A 19,145-nucleotide genomic window follows, 5' to 3' on the forward strand; every position below is an offset into this window, starting at 1 on the left:
AGCCGATGTATCCGGTTGCACCGAACCGGTAGACGGCTCTGTCGGCCGTCCTCCCCCGGCGCCGTGTCGGTCGGGCCGGCGGGCGTTCGGTCAGTTCCGTGGCGAATATTGCGCCGAGCGGCCCGCTGTCCGCGCAATATGCGGCGAACACGCCGGATTTATATTCGAGGCTAGCCGACCGCTAGCCGTTATGGGACAGACGCTGACGGAGAAGATCCTCGAAGACCACCTCGTCGAGGGCGAACTCGAGACGGGGGAGGAGATCGGGATCGAGATCGACCAGGTACTCACGCAGGACACGACCGGGACGCTCGTCTGGCTCCAGTTCGAGGCGCTCGACCTCGACGAGGTCCAGACCGAGATCGCCGCCCAGTACTGCGACCACCAGACCTACCAGTTCGACTTCAAGAACACCGACGACCACCGCTTCCTGCGCTCGGCGGCGGGGACGTTCGGTGCGCACTTCTCGCGCCCGGGCAACGGTATCTGCCACAACGTCCACAAGGAGAACTTCGCCGCGCCCGGCAAGACGATGCTCGGCTCCGACTCCCACACCCCCACCCCGGGCGGTCTGGGTGAACTCGCCATCGGTGCGGGCGGCCTCGACGTCGCCGTCGCCATGGGCGGTGGCCCGTACTACATCGAGATGCCGGAGGTCGTCAACGTCCGTCTCGAGGGCGAACTCCCCGAGTGGTCGACCGCGAAGGACGTCATCCTCGAGATGCTGCGCCGGCTGAGCGTGAAGGGCGGCGTCGGCAAGATATTCGAGTACACCGGCCCCGGCGTCGACACGCTGTCGGTGCCCGAGCGGACGACCATCACGAACATGGGGACGGAACTGGGCGCGACGACGTCCATCTTCCCGACCGACGAGAAGACCGAGGAGTATCTGGCGAAGCAGGGCCGCTCCGAGGAGTTCGTCGACATCGGTCCCGACGAGGACGCCGACTACGACGACGAGATCGTCGTCGACCTCTCGGAGATCGAACCGCTCGTCGCCAAGCCGTCGATGCCGGACAACGTCGTCCCCGTCCGCGAGGTCGCGGGCGAGTCGGTCGACCAGGTGATGATCGGTTCCTGTACGAACGGCGGCTACGAGGACATCCTCCCGGCCGCGAAGATGCTGAAGGGCCGCGAGATCGACAAGAAGACCGAGATGATCGTCGCGCCCGGCTCGAAGCAGGCCAGTGAAATCCTCGCCCGCGAGGGCTGGACGGCCGAACTGATGGCCGCCGGCGTCAACTTCTCGGAGGCGACCTGCGGTGCCTGTATCGGCATCGGCCACGTCCCCGCTTCCGACTCCGTGTCGGTGCGGACGTTCAACCGCAACTTCGAGGGTCGCTCCGGCATCGAGGACGACAGCGTGTTCCTCTCCTCGCCGGAGGTCGCCGCGGCCGCCGCGCTGAAGGGCGAACTCGTCGACCCGCGTGACCTCGCCGACGAACTCGGCGACATGGACGCGCCCGGCTTCGAACTGCCCGACCAGTACGACGGCTCGAAGGCCGACCTCATCGCGCCCGACGAGGCCGTCGACGACGACCTCGTCAAGGGGCCCAACATCGGCGACGTGCCACTGAAGGACCCGCTCGACGCCCACCTCGAGGGTGAGGCGCTGCTGAAGATGGAGGACAACATCACGACCGACCACATCATCCCTGCCACGCAGGACATCCTGATGTACCGGTCGAACGTCCCCAAACTGAGCGAGTTCACGCTCTCTCGCGTCGACGACACGTTCGCGGAGCGCGCCCTCGAGAGCGACGGCGGCTTCCTCGTCGCCGGCGAGAACTACGGGCAGGGCTCCTCGCGCGAGCACGCGGCGCTGTGTCCGATGTATCTCGGCATCCAGGGCGTCCTCGCGCAGTCCTTTGCCCGCATCCACAAGGCGAACCTGTTCAACTTCGGGCTCATCCCGCTGACCATCGACGAGTCCGACTACGCGAACATCGAGCAGGGCGACGACATCGAGATCGTCGACGACGTCGCCGAGGCCGTCCAGTCCGGTCAGGAGGAGTTCACCGTCCGCGTCAACGACGACTGGGAACTCACCGCGGAACTCGACGCCTCCGAGCGCGAGCGCCGCATCCTCGCGGCCGGCGGCAAACTGCCGCTGACGAAGCGCCAGCACGAGGACGAGGGCGGCGCGGCCCCGGCCGACGACTGAGTGGTCGGCGTCGTGGCAACCGTCGACGACTGAGTGGTCGGCGTCGTGGCAACCGCCGACGACTGACCGCACCCCGGTTCTCGATTTATTCGCGTCCGATAGCGCCCACGCCGTCGCTCACTCCCGGCGTCGTGACGCCACGGCGAGCGTCGCCACTCGCCGACGGTGAGCGGTGCGGCCGCTGAGAAGCGTGAAAAGTCCCGGCGCGCGGTGGTGGGGGGAGAGTTCCGCGCGCCGGAAACGGGGTGGGGGGTGGGGATGCACCCAAACGGGTGCACCTTACAATAAACCGGGTCTACATAAGAAGGTTGTGGGCGGCGTGGCGCACTCGGCCGCGGCCGGCCGTGGGTCGCCCCGGCCGGTAGCCATTAGTGGGTGTACGTCCAACCGTGCGCCGTGACCACTACGGCCTCCGAGGCCGGCTCCGTCCCCGTTCGGCAGGCGACCCGGGCCGACCTGCTCGAGGTGTTCCGCATCGAGCAGCGGTCGTTCCCCCAGCCGTGGCCGTTCGCCGCCTTCGAGCGGTTCCTCGGTCAGCCGGGGTTTCTCGTCGCCTGCGAGGCGACGCCCGCCGACGGCGAGAGCGTCGTCGGCTACGTCGTCGCCGACACCGTCCCGAACCACGGCCGGCCGCTGGGCCACGTCAAGGACATCGCGGTCCACCCCGACCACCGCGAGGGCGGCGTCGGCTCCCTGCTTCTGGAGCGGGCGCTCGTCGAGATGGCCCGCGCGGACGCTTCTTCCGTGAAACTGGAGGTGCGGGAGTCGAACGACCCGGCCATCGACCTCTACCGCGCACACGGGTTCGAGCACCGGCGGACGGTGCCCCGCTACTACGACGACGGCGAGGCCGCGCTCATCATGGTCCGGGAGTTCCAGTAGCTACAGCAGGCCGTCGGCCTGCGCCAGCAGGATGCCCTCGATGGTGGCGTCGTTGGCGGGCGCCTCGCGGGCGCGTTCCAGCGCCTCGTCGACCGGAACGGTCGTCACCTCGAGGAACTCGTTGCCGTCGAGTTTCCGCTCGGCCGGTTCGAGTCCCTCCGCGAACACGATGCCGCGCTTGTGGCGCAACACGCCCGTCGAGCACCAGAACTCCTCGACCAGCGACGTCGCGCCGGGGTCGAACCCCGCCTCCTCGCGGAGTTCGCGGGCGCCGGCCTCGGTGAACGTCTCGCCGTCCTCGACGATGCCGGCGACGAGTTCCAGACAGTGCTGGCGGATGGTCGGGCGGAACTGCTCGACCATCACGAGTTCGTCGTCCGCGACGGCGACGACGACGGCGGCGGGTGGCAGGTCCGCCCAGTAGTAGTTCTTCGTCGAGCCGTCGGGCTGTTCGACCCGGTCGTAGCCGCCTGTGTACCAGCCGGTCTCGTACTCGGCGCGCGATTCGCGGACGGGCCAGTCGTGGTCCGTTCCGGTGGGGCGGTGCTCCGGTCGCTCGTCGTCGGCGTGGTCGGTCATGGTTGGACGATGGCGAGTCGGTAGGTGGCGTTGCCGCGGACGAGGAACGCGCGCTCCCCGCGGACGGCGCCGGGGTACTGGTCGCGGTAGGCGCCCATCTCGTCGAACGGCGAGTGGGTGAACGCGCCCTTCACGCCGAACGGGCCGCGCCAGTAGGGGTCCGAGCGGCCGACGCCGTCGCTGGCGTTCGCCGCGGCGTCGAGGGCGGCGGCCGTGTACGGGTAGCGCCGCGACGGAACCGCGGAGGCGTTCACGGGGTCGACGTCCGCGGGCGCGGCGTCGACGGCCGTCGCCTCCATGTAGTAGGGGTCGCCGCTCCGCAGGAACTGCGGGAGCGCCCCCAGCGCGAGCAGGAGGACGACGACGAGAAGCGTCGCCAGGATGACGTTGCGCGTGACGCGTCTCATCAGTCCTCGACGACCTCGCGGTAGACGCTCCCGAACGCCTGGCGGCGGAGGGTGCCGACCGCGGCGTCCCGTTCCTCCTGGAAGGTGGCCGCGACGACCCGGTCGGCGAAGGGGGCGACGTGCCAGACGACGTTGTCGACGCTGTCGCTCCCGTTGACCGTCACCTCGTGGTCGTGGCGCTCGCGGAACGTCTCGAACTCCTCGCTGGTACCGACGTGGACTTCCAGAAGCGACGCGAACAGCGCGTCGCGTGCTGCGCGGTGGCGACCACGTCGCTCGTCACGCGCTCGTCGTACTCCTCGCGGTCGAACGACATCGCCTTCGCCACCTCGCGGACGACGGTCCGGGAGGCGGGAACGAGCGCGTCGTACTCCTCGCGTGCCGCCTCGGCGGAGTCGGGCGCGAGCAGTCCCTCGACGTGCATACCCGCGCTACGTAACCCGGGCAGGTATGGCTACCGGAAGGCGACGGTCGCTCACTCCCCGTCGTCGGTCCCCCCGCCGTCGATGTCCGCGTCCTCGGTGTCCGCGTCCTCCGTTTCCTCGTCGTCTTCTGCCAGCATCTCCTGGGTGAGTTCGCGTGCCTCCTCCAGCACCTCCTGGGTCTCGGGGTCGCGTGGCACGTCGGCCTGCTCGTAGCCGCTGGGGTCGGCGGGGCCGCCGTGGTCGCTCCCGAGGTGGTCGGGGGCGCCGCGGTGGTCGTGGTCGTGGCCCTCGTGGTCGAACAGCGCGCCCGAGCGCTCGTCGTCGGCCTCGGCGTCGTCGAGGCCGCCGGCGGTGTCCTCGAACACCTGCGGGTACTCCGAGTCGTCGGCGTGGTCGGCGACGCGCTCGGCGAGTTCCCGCTCGCCGTCCTGCTCCCAGCCCGGGGCGTGGTCGTCGAGCCACGCTTCGTGGTCCTCGCGGCCGAGCATCGCGGTGAACGCGAGGTGGTTCGCCAGGTGCCGGGCGTCCGCCTGCGGGTCGCCACACACGGGGCACGCGTATCCCATGTGCGTGGCTGAGGTGCGTACGGTGATAAGGACTTGGAGGTGCGTACAGGTGGGGTCGTGGCTACGATAGCTTGAAAGCCCGCACCGGCTACGCTCCCGGGGTTCGACTGCTGTACCGACCCGTCGAACGCGGCAGTCCTACCAGAACTTCACGCCGAGGTCGTGCAGACCGTCGTTCTCGCGGGCGAGGTTGATCAGAAGCGGCGTCACGGCCTCCACCTCGCCGGCGTTCGCCAGCCCCCCGGCGTCGAGCGGTCGCAGTCCCTCGATGCCGTCCGCGAGTCGCGTCACGATGTCCTTGGCGTCCGCGTCGTCAGCGAGGACGGGCGTGTCCCAGTCGATGTCCGAATCGAGGTCGGCCAGTCGGCCGGCCGGGAGGTTGTGGAACGCGCCGACGACGGGCACGCCGTCGGGGGCGGCGTCGGCGGCCATCTCGGTGACGGAGCCGGCCGGCGGCGGGTTGTAGTGGAAGCCGGCGTCGTCCTTCTTCATGCCGACGGCGGGCGTGACGAGGATGGTCTCCTCGTCGAGCGTGTCGGCGACGGCCTCGACGGTGTCGGTGACGTGGTACGCCGGGACGGCGAGCACGACCACGTCCGCGCGGTCGGCGGCCATCTCGTTGACGAACCCGGTGACCTTCACGTCCTGTCCCCGCGAGTCGAGTTCCGTCTCGTACTCCTCGGCCTTCCCGCGGGCCTTGTCGGGGTCCCGGGAGCCGATGACAACCTCGTGGTCGGTGTCGTACGCCCACCGGAGCGCAAGCCCCTCGCCGATGTCGCCGGTCCCACCGAGTAGCGCGATTCGCATACTCGAAGGTCGTGGGTGGACACCCTAAGCGTTGTGCGACCGGAGGGGATTGCCTATCCGTCGTCGTCCGACAGGAGACGCCGGAGGCCGAGCGCCCCGCCGGCGAGCGTGGCGAGGACGCCGACCCCGGGGCCGGTGTCGTCGCTGGGGGTGCCGGCGTCGGTCGGTGTCGCCGTCGGCGTCGGTTCGGGGGTTCCGGTCGCCGTCGGGGTTGCCGGCCGTTCGGGCGTCGGGGTCCACGGCGGTTCGACGGGCGTCCGCGTGGGCGCGGGCCGCCCGTCTGCGTCGGGTTCCGGGAAGGTGTACAGCCCGCTCCGGAGGCCGGTCCCGGCCTCAGTTCCGCCCTCGCTCTCGGCCGCGCTGGAGGCGACGAACCCCTCGGCGGCGGGCCGCGCCGCGAAGAACTGCGCGCGGTCGGGGTCCCGCCACGCGGCCAGCAGTCGGGGGTCGGCGGGGTCGGCGAGGTCGTACACGCGGACGCCGCCCTGGTACCACGACGTGTAGAGGCGGTCGCCCCGCCACGCGAAGTTGTGTGCGGTCGCGCCCGACTCGACCACGGTGGAGTCGTGCTGTTCGACCCGCGACGTGTTCACGGTCGAGTGTACGGCCTGTGGCACGCCGCTGGCGGAAGTTCCGGCGTAGCTACTCGCGCAACCGCTCCAGCCCGTTCCGGTAGGTGAGCCAGTACGCCAGCGGCACCGCGAGCACCAGCCCCGGAAGCAGGACGTACGCCTGCGTCACCGGGTCTGGTGGCGTCCCGACGGCCGCACCGACGAACGTGAGCACCCACAGGAGGCCGACCCACGCGAGGAACGCGCGCCGGTCGCTCACGCCGGTTCACCCCCGACCGCGCGCCGGAGGCGGCCGACGCCGCCGAGGTACGCCAGCCACCCGGCGAGGGGTGTGGCGAACAGCGCCGCGAGCAGGAGGAGCCAGCGGCCGACGCCGCTCGCCGGAACGACGAGGCCGACGCCGCCGACGAGGAGCCACAGGCCGAGTTGACCGGCGAGGAACGTGGCGTGCTGGCGGGTCTCGCCGCCCGGTCGCCAGTCCCACGCGCCGAACAGGAGATACAGCCCCACGAGCGGCGCGAGGACGGCGGCGACCAGAAGCGGGGCCGCGGTGTCGGGGAACAGCACCGTAGCGGCGGCGACGGCGGTGCCGCCGGCGACCAGCGCCAGTAGCCAGCCGACGACGGTGAGTCCGGCGAGTTCGCCGACTTCGGAGAGCGCGATGGAGGGCTTCACACCTCGAATCGTTCAGCCAGCGAGAAGAACTTAGCGGCGGGGCTCGACCAGCGCGGGCAGGTCGTTTATCGTCTCTATCACCGCCGTCGCGCCCGCCTCCTCGTACTTGCGGCGGCCCTCCGTGCCGGTCAGCCCCCCCGTGAGGACGCCGACGCCGTAGTAGTCGCGTTCGGGGTCGGCTTCGGCGGCGTTGACGGCCGTCTCGACGTCGTCGAGCGTGTCGCCGACGAAGGCGACCGCTCCGGCGTCGAACCGCTCGGCCAGCGTGGTGAGCGCGTGGGGGTGAGGTTTCCCCGCCTCCCAGTCGTCCATCGTGAACCGGTGGTCCTCGGGGATATCGAGGTCCACGCGGTCCAGCGCGATGTCGGCCTCCGCCGCGGGGCGGCCGGTGACGACGCCCACGTCGAACCGCTCCAGGAGGTCGTCGCGGGTGTCGGGCGCGAGCAGGGTGGGTTCGTCGTGGATGAACCCCTCGCCCGCGACGTCGGGGTCGGGGTCGCCGCCTTCGAGGTCGCGGTACAGCTCCGCGCCGAGATACAACTGCTGGAACACGTCGCGGAGGCGCTCGCGGTCCCACTCGGCGTACACCTGCTCGCGGTCGTGGGGGTCGAGGTGGTCCGCGACGACCGTCTCGGCCGCCGACAGCCCACCGCCGGAGGCCTCGACCTTCCCGGTGAACGTCTCCACCGAGAGCGGGAAGCCGGCCTCGCGAGCCAGCGCGTACAGCGCGAGCGCGTAGGTGAGTTCCCAGTCGTTGTTGAAGCCGCCGGCGTCCTTGAACTGCTGTATCACCTCGCGCTCGACGGTCGTGTCGTACACGCGCTCGACCGACTCGACTATCGCACGTCGGTAGGAGTCCGCCACGTCGACGAGCACGCCGTCGATGTCGAGCACGACCGCGTCCACACGGAGTGTCATCTGCGTGTACGTTGGTCCGACGAGGGGGAAGTAAAGAGCGTTTCGTCCTGTACCGTCTCCGGTGTCGATTCGACGACGGCCGGGTCGCCGCCCAGCGTCGTGAACGCCCACGTCGCGCCAGCGGCCTCGGCGGCCTCGACGAGCGGTCGCTGGAGTTCCGGCGGGCAGTTCAGCGCGTACACGAGGTCGGCGTCGGCGTACACCGCGGGGTCGGGGTCGACGACGTCGTCGCGGACGAACTGGACGCCCGCCGGAACCGAGCGGTCGACCACGTCGGTGGCGGTCACCGTCCGCCCGCGGGCCGCGAGCGCGCCGGCCACGTCCGGCCGGTTGCCGACGCCCACCTCCACCGCGCTGGCTGGCGCTCGCTCGGCGAGGGCGTCGACCAGCGCGTCGCGGTTGAGCACGTCGGAATGTTTACCAACGGCGCTGTCTTACCCTTTCGCATATGCATGTCGACATCGTGCCGGTGGGCGACGTGCCGGCGGCGGTCAAGCGGGAGGCCTCCGCCGGGTTGCGGTCGGTCTACGACTGCGAGGTGACGATACACGACGCCCAGGCGGTGCCCGACAGCGCCTTCGACCCCTCGCGCAAGCAGTACCGGGCGGAGGAACTCATCGAACTCGCGTCGCGTGTCGGCTCGGGGGAGAAGAACATCGCCCTGACGCCCAACGACCTCTACTACCGCCGGCGCAACTACGTGTTCGGCCTCGCGTATCTGTCGGGCAACGGGAGCGTCGTCTCCACCTACCGGCTCCAGACCTCCTCGGACGGCGGCATCTCCAACAAGCCCTCCTCGGAGATATTCGCCGACCGCGTCCGCAAGGAGGTCGTCCACGAAATCGGCCACACCATCGGCCTCGAACACTGCGACAACAACCGCTGTGTGATGAACTTCTCGCCCACCGTCCGCGAGGTCGACGTGAAAGAGCAGAACCTCTGTGGGAGCTGTCAGCGGCAGGTCCTGTAACTCGTCGTCCCGGGTCGGTCGGCGCGCCCTCGGCCGTCGTTGCGCTCGCTCTCGTTTTGGTCGTTCTCGCCGCCGGCCGTCGTGCTCGAACCTCGATTTGACATCCTCCCCGCCCTAAAGGGCGAGGATTCCCGAGCGTTGGGATATTAAGGTTCGCAACCCACCTGTTCCCTCGGGTGGAACGACCCAGAGGTTTGGTTGAACAGGTAGGCTACTGGCCGTGCCAAACAACCGTTACTCATATCCCCTGTGGGGGGATTCTGAGTTATCTTTCTGCGAATATTCACCGCACCATTCACGTCCGCGTTCATAGTCGCACCGCACGACTCACAGACGTACAAACCACGCTCCACACGGTTTGAGTCACGCTTCCGACCACAACACGAACACGTCTTGCTCGTATCTTGTTCGCTCGTGCGGTCAACAAGGATACCGTGTTCTTCTGCTTTGTATTCGAGAAGGTTCGTGAAGCGGTCGAACTCCCAACCGTGGAGTTTCTTATTCCCACGCTTACCCCAGTTCCGAGACTCACCGTTCTCGTCCTCACGAATCTCGCTCAAGTCACCGATGGCGATGCGACCGACCTCGTGGTCGATGCACTGCTCCACGACGTGCTTGGCGAGGGCGTGGAGGAAGTGGTCTTTCCGACACGAGAGTGTCTGACGGGCGCGGAGCGCACGCTTCGATGGCCCGTTCTCGCCTTCCGTGTCGTACTCGTCACGGGTGAAGTAGTGCTTGTCCTGTTTCAGCACATTCCCCGGATACAACTCGGCATCACCGTCGTCGTAGGCGATGGCGAGGTAGTTCTTGATACCGAGGTCGATGCCTGCCGTGTTGTCGCCGGGGGCGTCCTCGACGGGTATCTCGACCTTGCAGACGAGGTGAAGTTCCCAACGGTCGCCGTTCCAGACGGCTCGCACTTGTTGGATGTTCTCCACGGTCACGTCCGGTCGCGTCTCGTACTCACACAGGATGAAGTCTGAGCGGTGGGTCTTCAGGTTGAACCCCTTGCTCAGTCGGAGTTTGTTGTGTTTGGAATCGTGCTTGATGCCTTTTTGCTTCCACGTCACGGTGGAGCGCGGGTGTTCGTCGCCGTGTTTGCGATAGCCGGGTGGGTTGGCGTCCTCATCCCCGCGTTGGCGTGCTTTGTACCAACTGGTGAACGACTCAGCAAGCTCTTCGAGAACTCGCTGACTTGACTGAGAATGGAGGTCACTGTATCGTTCGTGTTCCTTGAGTTCGGATTTGAGTTCGCCGTCGTCGGGAATTTCTCCGTCTTCGTCCCACCGACCTTGTGTGTAGTATCGGGCGACGTTCCACAGTTTTGATGCAGAGAACCCGCACTGGTCGAGGTCGTCACTCACATGAGAGTGGTTGGCGATTTTCGCCCGATAGGTGCGAGTGGTCTCCAGCATCAGACTGTGTTCATAACTAGTTATGGAAGATTGTATATTAAAAATAACGACTGGGCGTGGAATATCCAGCAGTGCCATCGAACGTGGTTAGTGGAGGAATTGTCGGCTGTATCCCCGCCCTGAAGGGCGAGGTTTTAGCCTTGAATCTTCCATAACCCGACGTTTCGGGGACTAATCCCCGCTTATCAGCCGCTTCGTGGGACATAACGAATACCGTCGCGGACGGCCGTGGGACCGCCGTTCGACGACGGGGGAGGGTGGCACGCGCGGAGACGCGACGACACGCGAGGCCCGTGACAACGAGCACCGATTCCCCGACGGCGGAGGCCGGTGGAAGCGACGCGTCGCACCCCGACACGGTCGACGACATCGAACGGTGGTTCGTCGTCCAGGGGCTCCCGCAGTTCGTCGTCGACTACACCGCGACCGGGATGGTCCTCCCCCGGGTGGTTCCGGTGTTGACGCTCTCGTTTCTCCTCACGGTGGCCACTACGCTCGATGCGGGTGGGTCGCTGTGGCGGAACGTCGCCGCGAGTCTCGCGGCGTTTCCGGTACTCGTCGGTGTCTGGGCGGTGGCGAACCGACTCCGGGGCCGCCCCGCCTTGCGCCTGCCGGAGACGGTCGGTCCGGTTGTGCTCGGCGTCTTCCTGTTCGGCCCGGCCGTACTGAACGTGCTCGCCGGCCGGCCGCGGGTCGCCGCGGTGACGATACTCGGACACGCCGTCCTGCTCGCGGTGGCCTACTACGCGACGAGCTACGGGCTCGTCCGGATGACGACCGGGAACGTCCGGCACGTGTTCGAACGCGTCGAGTTGGCGGTGCGGCTGGTGGGCCGGACGTTCCCGGTGCTGTTTCTCACCGTCACGTTCCTCCTGTTCAACGGGAACGCGTGGGAGAGCACGAACAGCATGCCGCTCGTCCGGTATCTGGCGTTGCTCGCCTTCTTCCTGTGTACCACGCTGGCGTTCATGTACCGCGGCGTGGTCGCGGAGTTCGAGACGCGGTCGAGTTTCGACTCGCCGGCCGAGATTCGAGAGCTGTGCGTCGATTCACCGGCGAGTCGACTCGCGTCGACGGTCGACGTCGACCCGGCCGAGGTTCCACCGCTGACCGAAGCGGAGCGACTGAACGTGTTGCTGTTGGCGACGTACGGGTTTCTGGGATACGTGGTCGTGGTGACGCTCGTCATGCTCGTGTTCTTCGTCCTCTTCGGACTGCTCATGCTCCCGACCGAGGTAGTCGCGGACCTCCTTGACTACCCGCCTGCTCCCGTGGTCACCGTCAGGCTCTTCGACGCGCCGGTCACGCTCACCCGGGAACTGGTGCGCGTCTCGGGGTTCTTCGCGGCGTTCTCGGGGCTCTACTTCACCGTCCACGCGGTCACCGACCAGACGTTCCGCAAGGAACTGGACGGCCACATCGCGACGCACGTGCGCAAGGCGCTCGCCGTGCGCGCGGTCTATCGTGCAGTCCAGGGTCGGAGCGAGGGCTCGGGGTCGTAGACGGCGACGCCGGTTCTCCCGGCCCGGTAGCTCTGCCCGAACGTGCGGGTCACCGCCTCGTCCCCGCGGCCGCTCGCGGCCCCCGTCCGTCGGGTGTCGCTCGACGACCGACCCGCCGGCCGCGGCCCTACGAACATGTTCGGGAATATTTATTCGCCTCGCGACCGAATACGTTCGGGTGAGACCATGCCACGGGCGACACTTCGACTGACGATTCCGGACGGCGTGTGGGTCGGCGACCTCTCGCGCCGGCACGCGTCGGCGCGGTTCCGCATCCTCGCGGCGCTGACCGGCGAGGAGTCGGGCGTCGGACTCGCGGAGGTGACCAGCGAGCGCCTGCCGGCCGTCGTGGAGGCGATGCGCGATGCCGACGACGTGACCGAACTGACGGTGCTCCAGCAGCGTGACACCACCGCCCTGGTGCAGTTCGAGACGACGATGCCTCTGTTGCTGTTGCCGGTCCGTGACTCCGGCATCCCGCTGGAGATGCCGTTCGACATCGAGGACGGCGAGGCGACGTGGGAACTCACCGCGCCACGGGAACGGCTGTCGGAACTCGGCCGGCAACTGGAGGCGTTCGGTATCCCGTTCACCGTCGAGTCGGTCCGCCAGCGGCCGGACGTCTCGTCGCTTCTGACCGAACGGCAGGAGGCGATGCTGGAGGCCGCCGTCGACCACGGCTACTACGACACGCCGCGAACCTGTAGCCTGACGGAACTGGCGGCCGACCAGGAGGTGGCGAAGTCGACGTGTAGCGAGATACTCCACCGCGCCGAAGGGAAGGTAATCAAGCGGTTTCTCGACCAGCGGGAACAGGGGTCGGCGCTCCGCGACCGCTGACTATCTCACGAGGGCGCTCACTACTCCACGACGACGGCGCCCTTCATCCCCATCGCCTTGTGGGGTTGACAGTAGTACCTGTGCGTGGCCGCCTCCGAGAACGTCCGCTCGAACGTCGCGCCTTCGTCGTCGTACATCTCGCTCTCGAAGCCCCCCTCGGAGGCGACGACGTTGTGACTGCTACCCTTCCCGGTCCACGTCCAGACCACCGTCGTCCCCGTCGAGACGCGCACCGCGGCGGGGCCGAAGCCGAACCCGCCGCCGTTGGCCTCCGTGCCGACCTCGACGGTCACCTCGCTTTGTCCCGTCGCGTCGACGACGCCGTCGTAGTTGCCCACGTCGTCGAACCAGCCGCCGAAGTCGGCCGCGCTGTCGCCCGATCCCTCGGTGGCCGTCGAACTGTCCGACGCCGTCGGCGTCGACTCCCCGCCGTCCTCGGGGTCGTCGCCCGTCGTTCCGCCGCCCGTACAGCCGGCGACGGCGCCCGCGACGACGAGCGCACCGGTGGTTCGAAGCATCGTCCGTCGGGTCGTGTGGCTGTCGTCCGTCATCACCTCGACGTTGCCGCGAGAGGGACATACCGGTGGCTTCGGTTCCCGACCGGCGGGACAGCACCCGAACGTGTTCGCGGCGCGACTCACACCGCCTGCCGGCCGTGCCGCTCGACGAACAGCGCGGCGAGCAGGCCGGCGTACGCGACGGCGCCGGCGAGCGTCACCGCGTCGCCGACGACCACGAGCGGCGGCGAGACGACGCTTCCGACGGCGGCGACGAGCAGGCCGGCCGCCAGCGCGACGATGGACCCGAGCGCGGTTCGGTCGTCGACGCCGCGGTGGGTGCCCACCCCGGGCGGGTAGAACTGGTAGGCGGCGCCGACCACCGTCAGTCCGAGGAACCCGAGGAGGTTGAGCCGGTAGTGGGCCGCTATCAACCCTCCGGTGGGGCCGCTGACGGCGAACCAGAGGCCGAGCGCCACCCCGGCGGTCCCGCTCGCGGCCGCCGCCAGCAGAGCGTACCGGGCGACCCGCCGCCGGTCCGAGCGGACGACCAGCAGGACGACTGCGGCGGCGAACCCGATTACGGCGGCGGCCTCGAGCGCCGCCCCTGCGTGGAACAGCGGCCCCCCGCCGAAGCCGGCGGCGATGAGCGCCGGCCCGAGCGCGCCCGCCGGAAGCACGACCGCGACGAGCGCCCGCGGCGGGTGGCCGACGAGGAACCGCGGCAACAGCCGGAATCCGACGGCGAACACGAGCAGGGCGACGGTACCCGCCGCGAGCAGGTGGGTCCGCGCGGGCGCGGCGACGAGCGTCGGCAGGCCCGCCGCGGCCGCCAGCAGGTCGTAGCTCCCGGCCGCGAGATACGCCAACGCGACCGGGACGGCCGCGTTGGCGGCCCGGTCGACGCGGCGGCGGTCGGCGTTCGCCTCGCCCGTCCCCGTCTCCCGGCCGAGCGGATTGTCGCGGACGGTCCACAGCAGGGCCGCGAGAAACACGGCGACGCCGGCCGTCCAGGCGGCCGCGCCGACGGCGGGGTAGCCCGCGGCCAGCAGGACCGTCCCGGTGACCGACAGCGGCCACTGGACGCGCGGCGCGTCGGGGAGCGCCAGCGTCCGGTCGAAGTACGCCGGCACCAGCGCGTACGCCTTCCCGAACAGCGTGAGAAACAGGAAGCCGTAGAGGCCGAGCGCGACGGCGGTCGACCGACCCGCGCCCAGCAGGTCGGCGGCCCGCCACGCGACGAACAGCGCCGCGCCCGTCAGGACGAACCGGCGCGACGACCGCGACACACGCTCGGCGACCATGTGCGTGGCCCACGGCCCAGTCACTTGAGTCCCGGCCCCGACGTGTTCGGCCGCGCCGAACCCCTCCCGTCGAGTAGCTCCGTCCGGGGGCGTGGCCGGACGACGTGATTCGGCTCGGCGAGCGCCGGTGGAACGCGACGTTCCAGCGGTGACGGCTCGGGTGTGGTCTCGTCGCGAGAGGCACCGGGGCCCCGTTTCCGGTAGTGGACGAAGCGGCTCTGTCGAGGCCGGTCCGACGCTCCCGTCCCAGATTCGACTCGCGGCTTCCGGGGCATATCTGCTTATGAATTCAATCTGTATTGGGGAGAGTGCGTTGGATTCGTAACCACAATCGACGTGAACGAGTCGAACGTATATGTCAACATGGACCAAATACTCGGCCAGCGAACCGGGACACTGTTCGTCGCTACGGCAGTCCTGCTCGTCGCGTTCGGTATCGCCGTCACCGGCCCTGTCGCCGCTCACACCGGCGACGACGGCTTCCACCATCACGACGGCTGGATGGGGTCGCACGGCTGGGCTGGCGGTGGGACTGTCGGGGCCCTGTGGATGACGCTCTGGACGCTCGTCCTCGTCGGCGTCCCGCTCGGTCTCGGCTACCTGCTGTTCGCCCGGCGTGGTTCCGGCGGGGAGACGACCGACGACGCGCTGACCACGCTGCGGCGGCGCTACGCCGAGGGAGCAATCGACGAAGAGGAGTTCGACGCGCGCCGCCGGAAACTACAGGGCGGTGAGTGACTCGTGGCCGACCCTCACAACTCGAACGGAACTGACGACGACTACGGCCGCGACTCGGCCCCGGAAGCGAGAACGGACCGGCACGTCGAGGACGACGACGGACACGACGAGCACGGCGGTGGCCACGGCGACCACGATGGCGGCGATGACCACGGCGGGATGCACGCGGGTCACGAGCAGATGTTCCGCCGTCGGTTCTTCGTCTCGACGCTCCTCTCTGTCCCCGTTCTCCTCTACAGTGAAACGCTCCAGTCGTGGCTGGGCTTTTCGGTCCCGACGTTTCCCGGTAGCGAGTTGATAACTCCCGTCTTCGCCGTCGTCGTCTTCGCCTACGGCGGCGTTCCGTTCCTGCGGATGGCCGCCCCGGAACTGCGGGACGGAGAACCGGGGATGATGACGCTCATCTCGATGGCAATTTCGGTCGCGTTCGTCTACAGCCTCGCGAGCGTCGTCTTCCCCACGTCCTCGGCCTTCTTCTGGGAACTGGTGACGCTCATCGACATCATGTTGCTGGGCCACTGGATAGAGATGCGGTCGGTCCGGCGGGCCTCCAGCGCACTCGACGAACTGGCGAAACTCATGCCTGACACCGCCGAGCGCATCACCGACGGTGGCAGCGCGGGACAGAGTCCCGCGGGCAACCGGACACAGTCCGGTGACACCGAGGAAGTGCCGGTCGGCGACCTCTCGGAGGGTGACCTCGTGCTCGTGCGGCCGGGCGCGAGCGTGCCGGCGGACGGCGTCGTCGAGGACGGCGACTCCGACGTGAACGAGGCGATGATTACGGGCGAGTCGAAACCGGTTTCGAAGGAGCCGGGCGACGACGTCATCGGTGGCACGGTCAACGGCGACGGGAGCCTCCGCGTTCGCATCGACGCGACCGGCGACGAGACGACGCTGGCGGGCATCATGCGACTGGTCGAGGAAGCCCAGTCGAGCAAGTCCAGAACGCAGGTGTTGGCCGACCGAGCGGCAGGGTGGCTGTTCTACGTCGCCGTCGGGGCGGCCGTCGTGACCGCCGTCGCGTGGACGGTGGCGACCACCTTCGACGCCACGGTCATCGAGCGCGTGGTGACGGTGCTGGTCATCGCCTGCCCGCACGCGCTCGGCCTCGCCATCCCGCTCGTGGTCGCTATCAACACCTCGCTGGCGGCCCGCAACGGGATACTCGTCCGGGACCGCATCGCCATGGAACAGGCCCGCGAGCTGGATACCATCATCTTCGACAAGACGGGGACGCTCACCGAGGGCGAACACGGCGTCGTGGGCATGGAGACGGTCGCGGGCGTCGACCACGAGGAGGCGCTCGCGCTCGCGGCGGCCGTCGAGGCGGACTCCGAACACATGATCGCCCGCGCCGTCCGCGAAGCGGCCAGCGAACGCGGCGTGACCGTGCCCGACGCAGACGGGTTCGAGGCGATGAAAGGCCGCGGCGTCAGGGCGACCGTCGACGGTCAGGAGGTGTACGTCGGCGGACCGAACATGCTGGAGCACCTGGATAGCGAGGTGCCCGACCCGCTCGCGTCGTTCGCCGAGGAAGCCGGCGAGAGCGCCCGGACCGTCGTCTACCTCGTTCGAGACGGAGAGCTCATCGCGGCCGTCGCCATGGCGGACGTCGTCCGCGAAGAGAGCTACCGCGTCGTCGAGGCCCTGCACGACGTCGGCATCGAGGTGGCGATGCTGACCGGGGATTCCGAGGAGGTGGCACACGCCGTGGCCGAGGAACTGGGTATCGACACGGTCTTCGCGGAGGTGCTACCCGAGGACAAGGACTCGAAAGTGCAGGAACTGCAGGACGAGGGCAAGCTCGTCGGCATGGTCGGCGACGGCGTCAACGACGCGCCCGCGCTGACGAGAGCGGACGTGGGCATCGCCATCGGGAGCGGAACCGACGTGGCCGTCCAGTCCGCGGACGTCATCCTCGTCCAGAACAACCCGATGGACGTGGTCCGACTGGTGAAGCTCAGCGCGGCCAGCTATCGGAAGATGCAGGAAAACATCGTCTGGGCCGCGGGCTACAACGTCTTCGCCATCCCCCTGGCGGCCGGTGTGCTCGCACCTGTCGGCATCCTGTTGTCGCCGGCGGTGGGGGCCCTGCTGATGTCCCTGAGTACGGTCATCGTCGCCATCAACGCACAACTGCTGCGCCGGGTGGACCTCTCTCTACCGAACGTTCCGGGAATGCCAGCGTCCGGCGGGGCACGGCCAGCAGACTAACCGACGCCGAATCTCTGTCAGTAGGACTGCCGTTCGTCCGCGAGAAGTCGGAGAGGGAGTCGGTTCGAACGCCTCGTCACCGGAGGCCAACGGGCTGACTACTCCTCGTCGGAATGTGGTCGACGGCGGTGGTGATCTACCTTCCACCGGCCTACTTCCTCCGTCGCAGTGGCTCCTGGTCGGAGATGCTGGTCACAGTTCCGTTCGCGAGGTCGACCTCGATAGCGTACTTCAGGTCGGAGCTGTCGGGCCGGGTGACGAAGACGACGGCCCGGTCGTCGACGTAGGTGGAGCTGTCGTTCCGGTGTACCACCACTCCGTTATCGGTCTCGGTCACGCTCGTCTCGACGCGCCCGACGTCCGTCTGTGTCGAGTTGTCGAACCTGACGTCGTCGAGTTGCATCGTGACCGGCTGATGAACCGGCCCGACGGTGAGCGTGTAGCCGTCCAAAGCGTCCAATCGCCGTGTGATGGAGTCGTTGGCGCGTGCGATTTCGACCGCGCGTTCGCGTTCCACCGCCGTCAACGGGCGGTCGGTCTCCGTATCGACGCGGAACGTTCCGCCGTCCGTGCGTCGAATCCGAACCGTCCTGATATGGGAGGCGTCGTCGACGAGCGTTACGTTCCCGTCGTCGTCGCTGAACGTCACGTTCCCGTCGGCCACGACGAATCTCGCGCTGGGGTCGCCGTCGGTCAGGGGGGAGGTCGTCGAAAGCGCGGTTCCGACGCCCGCGAGGACGACGCCGACGACAGCGAGGCACGCGAGAACGACGAGACGGGACCGAATCTTGCTGGGCATATGTATGATGTTTGGTGGAAGGCTGTATCAAATTCGGGATGAAACGCATTTGGAAGACGTTTGAAACTCGTTTCATGCGCGTTTCAGGCCGTCTGTGTGGCTATTTTGGATTTGAAATGGCAAGCATTATACGCCGGTATTAAATGTTTATACTATGGACATTCGTGCCCTCCAGAACGTCCATGCCATCGCTGCGGCGGTGTTCGTCGCCGCGGTTTTGGTTCTCGCTGTCCAGCTAATCACGCCGTCCCCGATCGTGGTCTCCGTCGGCGGCGACGGGACACAGGCGACACCGGTGGGCCATTACTTCACGTACCGTGACGTCGCCGTCGCCGTCGTCGCGGCTGGCGCGTGTGGGGTGAGTGGGACCTACCTCCTGGTTCACGACCGCGCTCACCGCACGACGCGACCGGTGACCGGCGGCTCGCCGGGACGGACGAACGGTGGGGCCGTGGGGGTGAACGGCGGTGGAACTTCGCACCAGGAGCCGCGGGAAGACCGCCACGAGCAGTGGGAGGAGACCGTCGCGCGGTTACGGAACAACGAGGAGACCATCTACGCCACGCTGGTCGACGCCGACGGAGAACTCGCCCAGCGTGAGCTCGTCGAACGGACCGACCTCTCGAAGGCGACGGTCAGCCGAACGCTGGACAAACTCGAGAACCGCGATCTCCTCGAGCGTCGACGCACCGGACTCGGCAACACTATCTACCTTCTGTGACCCCACCGAGTGGAGAACGTCGCCGTGAAACGCGTTTCCAACGGCTCTCGCTCTCGTTTTCAATCAATGCCTATGAGGGCTTTCACACAAGTAGCGAGTGAGGCGAGTCGGGGCGGCTGGTCCCCGAACTGACCCACCGCAGTGTGT

The 19,145-nt window shown here is 68.2% G+C and carries 22 protein-coding genes and 1 pseudogene; 9 read left to right on the forward strand and 14 right to left on the reverse strand.

Annotated elements, in window-relative coordinates; all coding sequences use genetic code 11:
- The first annotated feature begins 190 nt into the window (after positions 1-190).
- Positions 191-2,164: an aconitate hydratase gene (locus tag NL112_RS09045; RefSeq protein WP_255152395.1), complete on the forward strand. Its 1,974-nt coding sequence runs from the start codon at positions 191-193 to the stop codon at positions 2,162-2,164.
- A 396-nt stretch (positions 2,165-2,560) separates the two neighbouring features.
- Positions 2,561-3,046 carry a ribosomal protein S18-alanine N-acetyltransferase gene (rimI, locus tag NL112_RS09050; RefSeq protein ID WP_255152396.1) on the forward strand — a complete coding sequence of 162 codons (486 nt, stop codon included), beginning with the start codon at positions 2,561-2,563 and terminating at the stop codon, positions 3,044-3,046.
- Here rimI and NL112_RS09055 read toward each other — a convergent pair whose 3' ends face one another.
- The 6 genes and pseudogenes from NL112_RS09055 to NL112_RS22835 all read right to left on the reverse strand — a co-directional run bounded on the left by NL112_RS09055 (position 3,047) and on the right by NL112_RS22835 (position 6,387).
- Positions 3,047-3,625, reverse strand: coding sequence for an NUDIX hydrolase (locus tag NL112_RS09055; protein ID WP_255152397.1), 579 nt, complete (start codon positions 3,623-3,625; stop codon positions 3,047-3,049).
- Positions 3,622-4,032: a hypothetical protein gene (locus tag NL112_RS09060; RefSeq protein WP_255152399.1), complete on the reverse strand. Its 411-nt coding sequence runs from the start codon at positions 4,030-4,032 to the stop codon at positions 3,622-3,624. The genes NL112_RS09055 and NL112_RS09060 overlap by 4 nt, the downstream gene beginning before the upstream one ends.
- Positions 4,032-4,456: pseudogene (locus NL112_RS09065) on the reverse strand (DUF5809 family protein). The gene NL112_RS09060 and the pseudogene NL112_RS09065 overlap by 1 nt, the downstream one beginning before the upstream one ends.
- A 51-nt stretch (positions 4,457-4,507) precedes the next feature.
- Entirely contained in the window at positions 4,508-5,023 is a 516-nt protein-coding gene (locus tag NL112_RS09070) for a DUF5810 domain-containing protein (protein WP_255152400.1), read from the reverse strand.
- 138 nt (positions 5,024-5,161) lie between these two features.
- Positions 5,162-5,830 (reverse strand): NADPH-dependent F420 reductase, encoded by a 669-nt coding sequence (npdG, locus tag NL112_RS09075; protein ID WP_255152403.1) that lies wholly within the window; start codon positions 5,828-5,830, stop codon positions 5,162-5,164.
- Positions 5,831-5,883: 53 nt separating this feature from the next.
- Positions 5,884-6,387: a hypothetical protein gene (locus NL112_RS22835; RefSeq protein WP_491543649.1), complete on the reverse strand. Its 504-nt coding sequence runs from the start codon at positions 6,385-6,387 to the stop codon at positions 5,884-5,886.
- Position 6,388: 1 nt separating this feature from the next.
- On the opposite strand from NL112_RS22835, the gene NL112_RS23030 reads away from it, so the two are divergent.
- A complete protein-coding gene (locus NL112_RS23030) occupies positions 6,389-6,472 on the forward strand; it encodes a DUF8054 domain-containing protein (RefSeq protein ID WP_491543650.1) in 84 nt (27 codons plus the stop codon).
- Here the strand turns inward: NL112_RS23030 and NL112_RS09085 are convergent, their stop codons facing one another.
- Genes NL112_RS09085 through NL112_RS09100 form a run of 4 tightly spaced genes read right to left on the reverse strand, consistent with a single transcriptional unit; the run spans position 6,473 to position 8,402 of the window.
- Positions 6,473-6,661 (reverse strand): DUF7534 family protein, encoded by a 189-nt coding sequence (locus NL112_RS09085; protein WP_255152404.1) that lies wholly within the window; start codon positions 6,659-6,661, stop codon positions 6,473-6,475.
- A complete protein-coding gene (locus NL112_RS09090; RefSeq protein WP_255152405.1) occupies positions 6,658-7,077 on the reverse strand; it encodes a hypothetical protein in 420 nt (139 codons plus the stop codon). Before NL112_RS09090 ends, NL112_RS09085 begins: the two co-directional genes overlap by 4 nt.
- 30 nt (positions 7,078-7,107) lie before the next feature.
- Positions 7,108-7,995, reverse strand: coding sequence for a TIGR01548 family HAD-type hydrolase (locus NL112_RS09095; RefSeq protein ID WP_255152407.1), 888 nt, complete (start codon positions 7,993-7,995; stop codon positions 7,108-7,110).
- On the reverse strand, positions 7,992-8,402 hold the full coding sequence (locus NL112_RS09100) for a UPF0146 family protein (RefSeq protein WP_350356158.1): 411 nt from the start codon (positions 8,400-8,402) through the stop codon (positions 7,992-7,994). The genes NL112_RS09095 and NL112_RS09100 overlap by 4 nt, the downstream gene beginning before the upstream one ends.
- A 41-nt stretch (positions 8,403-8,443) precedes the next feature.
- Between NL112_RS09100 and NL112_RS09105 the strand changes: the two genes are divergently transcribed.
- Positions 8,444-8,965, forward strand: coding sequence for an archaemetzincin family Zn-dependent metalloprotease (locus NL112_RS09105; protein ID WP_255152408.1), 522 nt, complete (start codon positions 8,444-8,446; stop codon positions 8,963-8,965).
- A gap of 146 nt (positions 8,966-9,111) precedes the next feature.
- Here the strand turns inward: NL112_RS09105 and NL112_RS09110 are convergent, their stop codons facing one another.
- Positions 9,112-10,380, reverse strand: a complete 1,269-nt coding sequence (locus NL112_RS09110; protein WP_255152409.1) for an RNA-guided endonuclease InsQ/TnpB family protein — start codon at positions 10,378-10,380, stop codon at positions 9,112-9,114.
- A 293-nt stretch (positions 10,381-10,673) separates the two neighbouring features.
- On the opposite strand from NL112_RS09110, the gene NL112_RS09115 reads away from it, so the two are divergent.
- Positions 10,674-11,882 (forward strand): hypothetical protein, encoded by a 1,209-nt coding sequence (locus NL112_RS09115; protein ID WP_255152410.1) that lies wholly within the window; start codon positions 10,674-10,676, stop codon positions 11,880-11,882.
- 186 nt (positions 11,883-12,068) lie between these two features.
- Positions 12,069-12,722: a helix-turn-helix domain-containing protein gene (locus NL112_RS09120; protein WP_255152412.1), complete on the forward strand. Its 654-nt coding sequence runs from the start codon at positions 12,069-12,071 to the stop codon at positions 12,720-12,722.
- A gap of 20 nt (positions 12,723-12,742) precedes the next feature.
- Here NL112_RS09120 and NL112_RS09125 read toward each other — a convergent pair whose 3' ends face one another.
- A complete protein-coding gene (locus NL112_RS09125) occupies positions 12,743-13,273 on the reverse strand; it encodes a halocyanin domain-containing protein (RefSeq protein ID WP_255152414.1) in 531 nt (176 codons plus the stop codon).
- 86 nt (positions 13,274-13,359) lie between these two features.
- Positions 13,360-14,523 carry a hypothetical protein gene (locus NL112_RS09130; RefSeq protein ID WP_255152416.1) on the reverse strand — a complete coding sequence of 388 codons (1,164 nt, stop codon included), beginning with the start codon at positions 14,521-14,523 and terminating at the stop codon, positions 13,360-13,362.
- 363 nt (positions 14,524-14,886) lie between these two features.
- Here NL112_RS09130 and NL112_RS09135 point away from each other — a divergent pair, with 363 nt between their 5' ends.
- Both NL112_RS09135 and NL112_RS09140 read left to right on the forward strand, forming a co-directional pair.
- Positions 14,887-15,261 (forward strand): SHOCT domain-containing protein, encoded by a 375-nt coding sequence (locus NL112_RS09135; RefSeq protein WP_255152418.1) that lies wholly within the window; start codon positions 14,887-14,889, stop codon positions 15,259-15,261.
- Between the two features lie 159 nt (positions 15,262-15,420).
- Positions 15,421-17,478, forward strand: a complete 2,058-nt coding sequence (locus tag NL112_RS09140; RefSeq protein WP_255152590.1) for a heavy metal translocating P-type ATPase — start codon at positions 15,421-15,423, stop codon at positions 17,476-17,478.
- Between the two features lie 151 nt (positions 17,479-17,629).
- Here NL112_RS09140 and NL112_RS09145 read toward each other — a convergent pair whose 3' ends face one another.
- Positions 17,630-18,277: a hypothetical protein gene (locus NL112_RS09145; RefSeq protein ID WP_255152420.1), complete on the reverse strand. Its 648-nt coding sequence runs from the start codon at positions 18,275-18,277 to the stop codon at positions 17,630-17,632.
- A 154-nt stretch (positions 18,278-18,431) separates the two neighbouring features.
- On the opposite strand from NL112_RS09145, the gene NL112_RS09150 reads away from it, so the two are divergent.
- Complete coding sequence (locus tag NL112_RS09150; RefSeq protein ID WP_255152422.1) at positions 18,432-18,998, forward strand: helix-turn-helix transcriptional regulator; 567 nt, start codon at positions 18,432-18,434, stop codon at positions 18,996-18,998.
- Positions 18,999-19,145 lie beyond the last annotated feature (147 nt).

This window comes from Halorarius halobius (assembly GCF_024298865.1).
GTDB lineage: Archaea > Halobacteriota > Halobacteria > Halobacteriales > Haloarculaceae > Halorarius > Halorarius halobius.

Bases quoted from the DNA above. Each gene is read 5' to 3' on its own strand.
- NL112_RS09145 (WP_255152420.1), bottom strand. From the start codon at position 18,277: ATGCCCAGCAAGATTCGGTCCCGTCTCGTCGTTCTCGCGTGCCTCGCT.
- NL112_RS09045 (WP_255152395.1), top strand. From the start codon at position 191: ATGGGACAGACGCTGACGGAGAAGATCCTCGAAGACCACCTCGTCGAG.
- NL112_RS09130 (WP_255152416.1), bottom strand. From the start codon at position 14,523: ATGGTCGCCGAGCGTGTGTCGCGGTCGTCGCGCCGGTTCGTCCTGACG.
- NL112_RS09060 (WP_255152399.1), bottom strand. From the start codon at position 4,032: ATGAGACGCGTCACGCGCAACGTCATCCTGGCGACGCTTCTCGTCGTC.
- NL112_RS09125 (WP_255152414.1), bottom strand. From the start codon at position 13,273: ATGACGGACGACAGCCACACGACCCGACGGACGATGCTTCGAACCACC.
- NL112_RS09095 (WP_255152407.1), bottom strand. From the start codon at position 7,995: ATGACACTCCGTGTGGACGCGGTCGTGCTCGACATCGACGGCGTGCTC.
- NL112_RS09105 (WP_255152408.1), top strand. From the start codon at position 8,444: ATGCATGTCGACATCGTGCCGGTGGGCGACGTGCCGGCGGCGGTCAAG.
- NL112_RS09135 (WP_255152418.1), top strand. From the start codon at position 14,887: ATGGACCAAATACTCGGCCAGCGAACCGGGACACTGTTCGTCGCTACG.
- NL112_RS09110 (WP_255152409.1), bottom strand. From the start codon at position 10,380: ATGCTGGAGACCACTCGCACCTATCGGGCGAAAATCGCCAACCACTCT.
- npdG (WP_255152403.1), bottom strand. From the start codon at position 5,830: ATGCGAATCGCGCTACTCGGTGGGACCGGCGACATCGGCGAGGGGCTT.
- NL112_RS09070 (WP_255152400.1), bottom strand. From the start codon at position 5,023: ATGGGATACGCGTGCCCCGTGTGTGGCGACCCGCAGGCGGACGCCCGG.
- NL112_RS09120 (WP_255152412.1), top strand. From the start codon at position 12,069: ATGCCACGGGCGACACTTCGACTGACGATTCCGGACGGCGTGTGGGTC.
- NL112_RS09150 (WP_255152422.1), top strand. From the start codon at position 18,432: ATGGACATTCGTGCCCTCCAGAACGTCCATGCCATCGCTGCGGCGGTG.
- NL112_RS09140 (WP_255152590.1), top strand. From the start codon at position 15,421: ATGCACGCGGGTCACGAGCAGATGTTCCGCCGTCGGTTCTTCGTCTCG.
- NL112_RS09055 (WP_255152397.1), bottom strand. From the start codon at position 3,625: ATGACCGACCACGCCGACGACGAGCGACCGGAGCACCGCCCCACCGGA.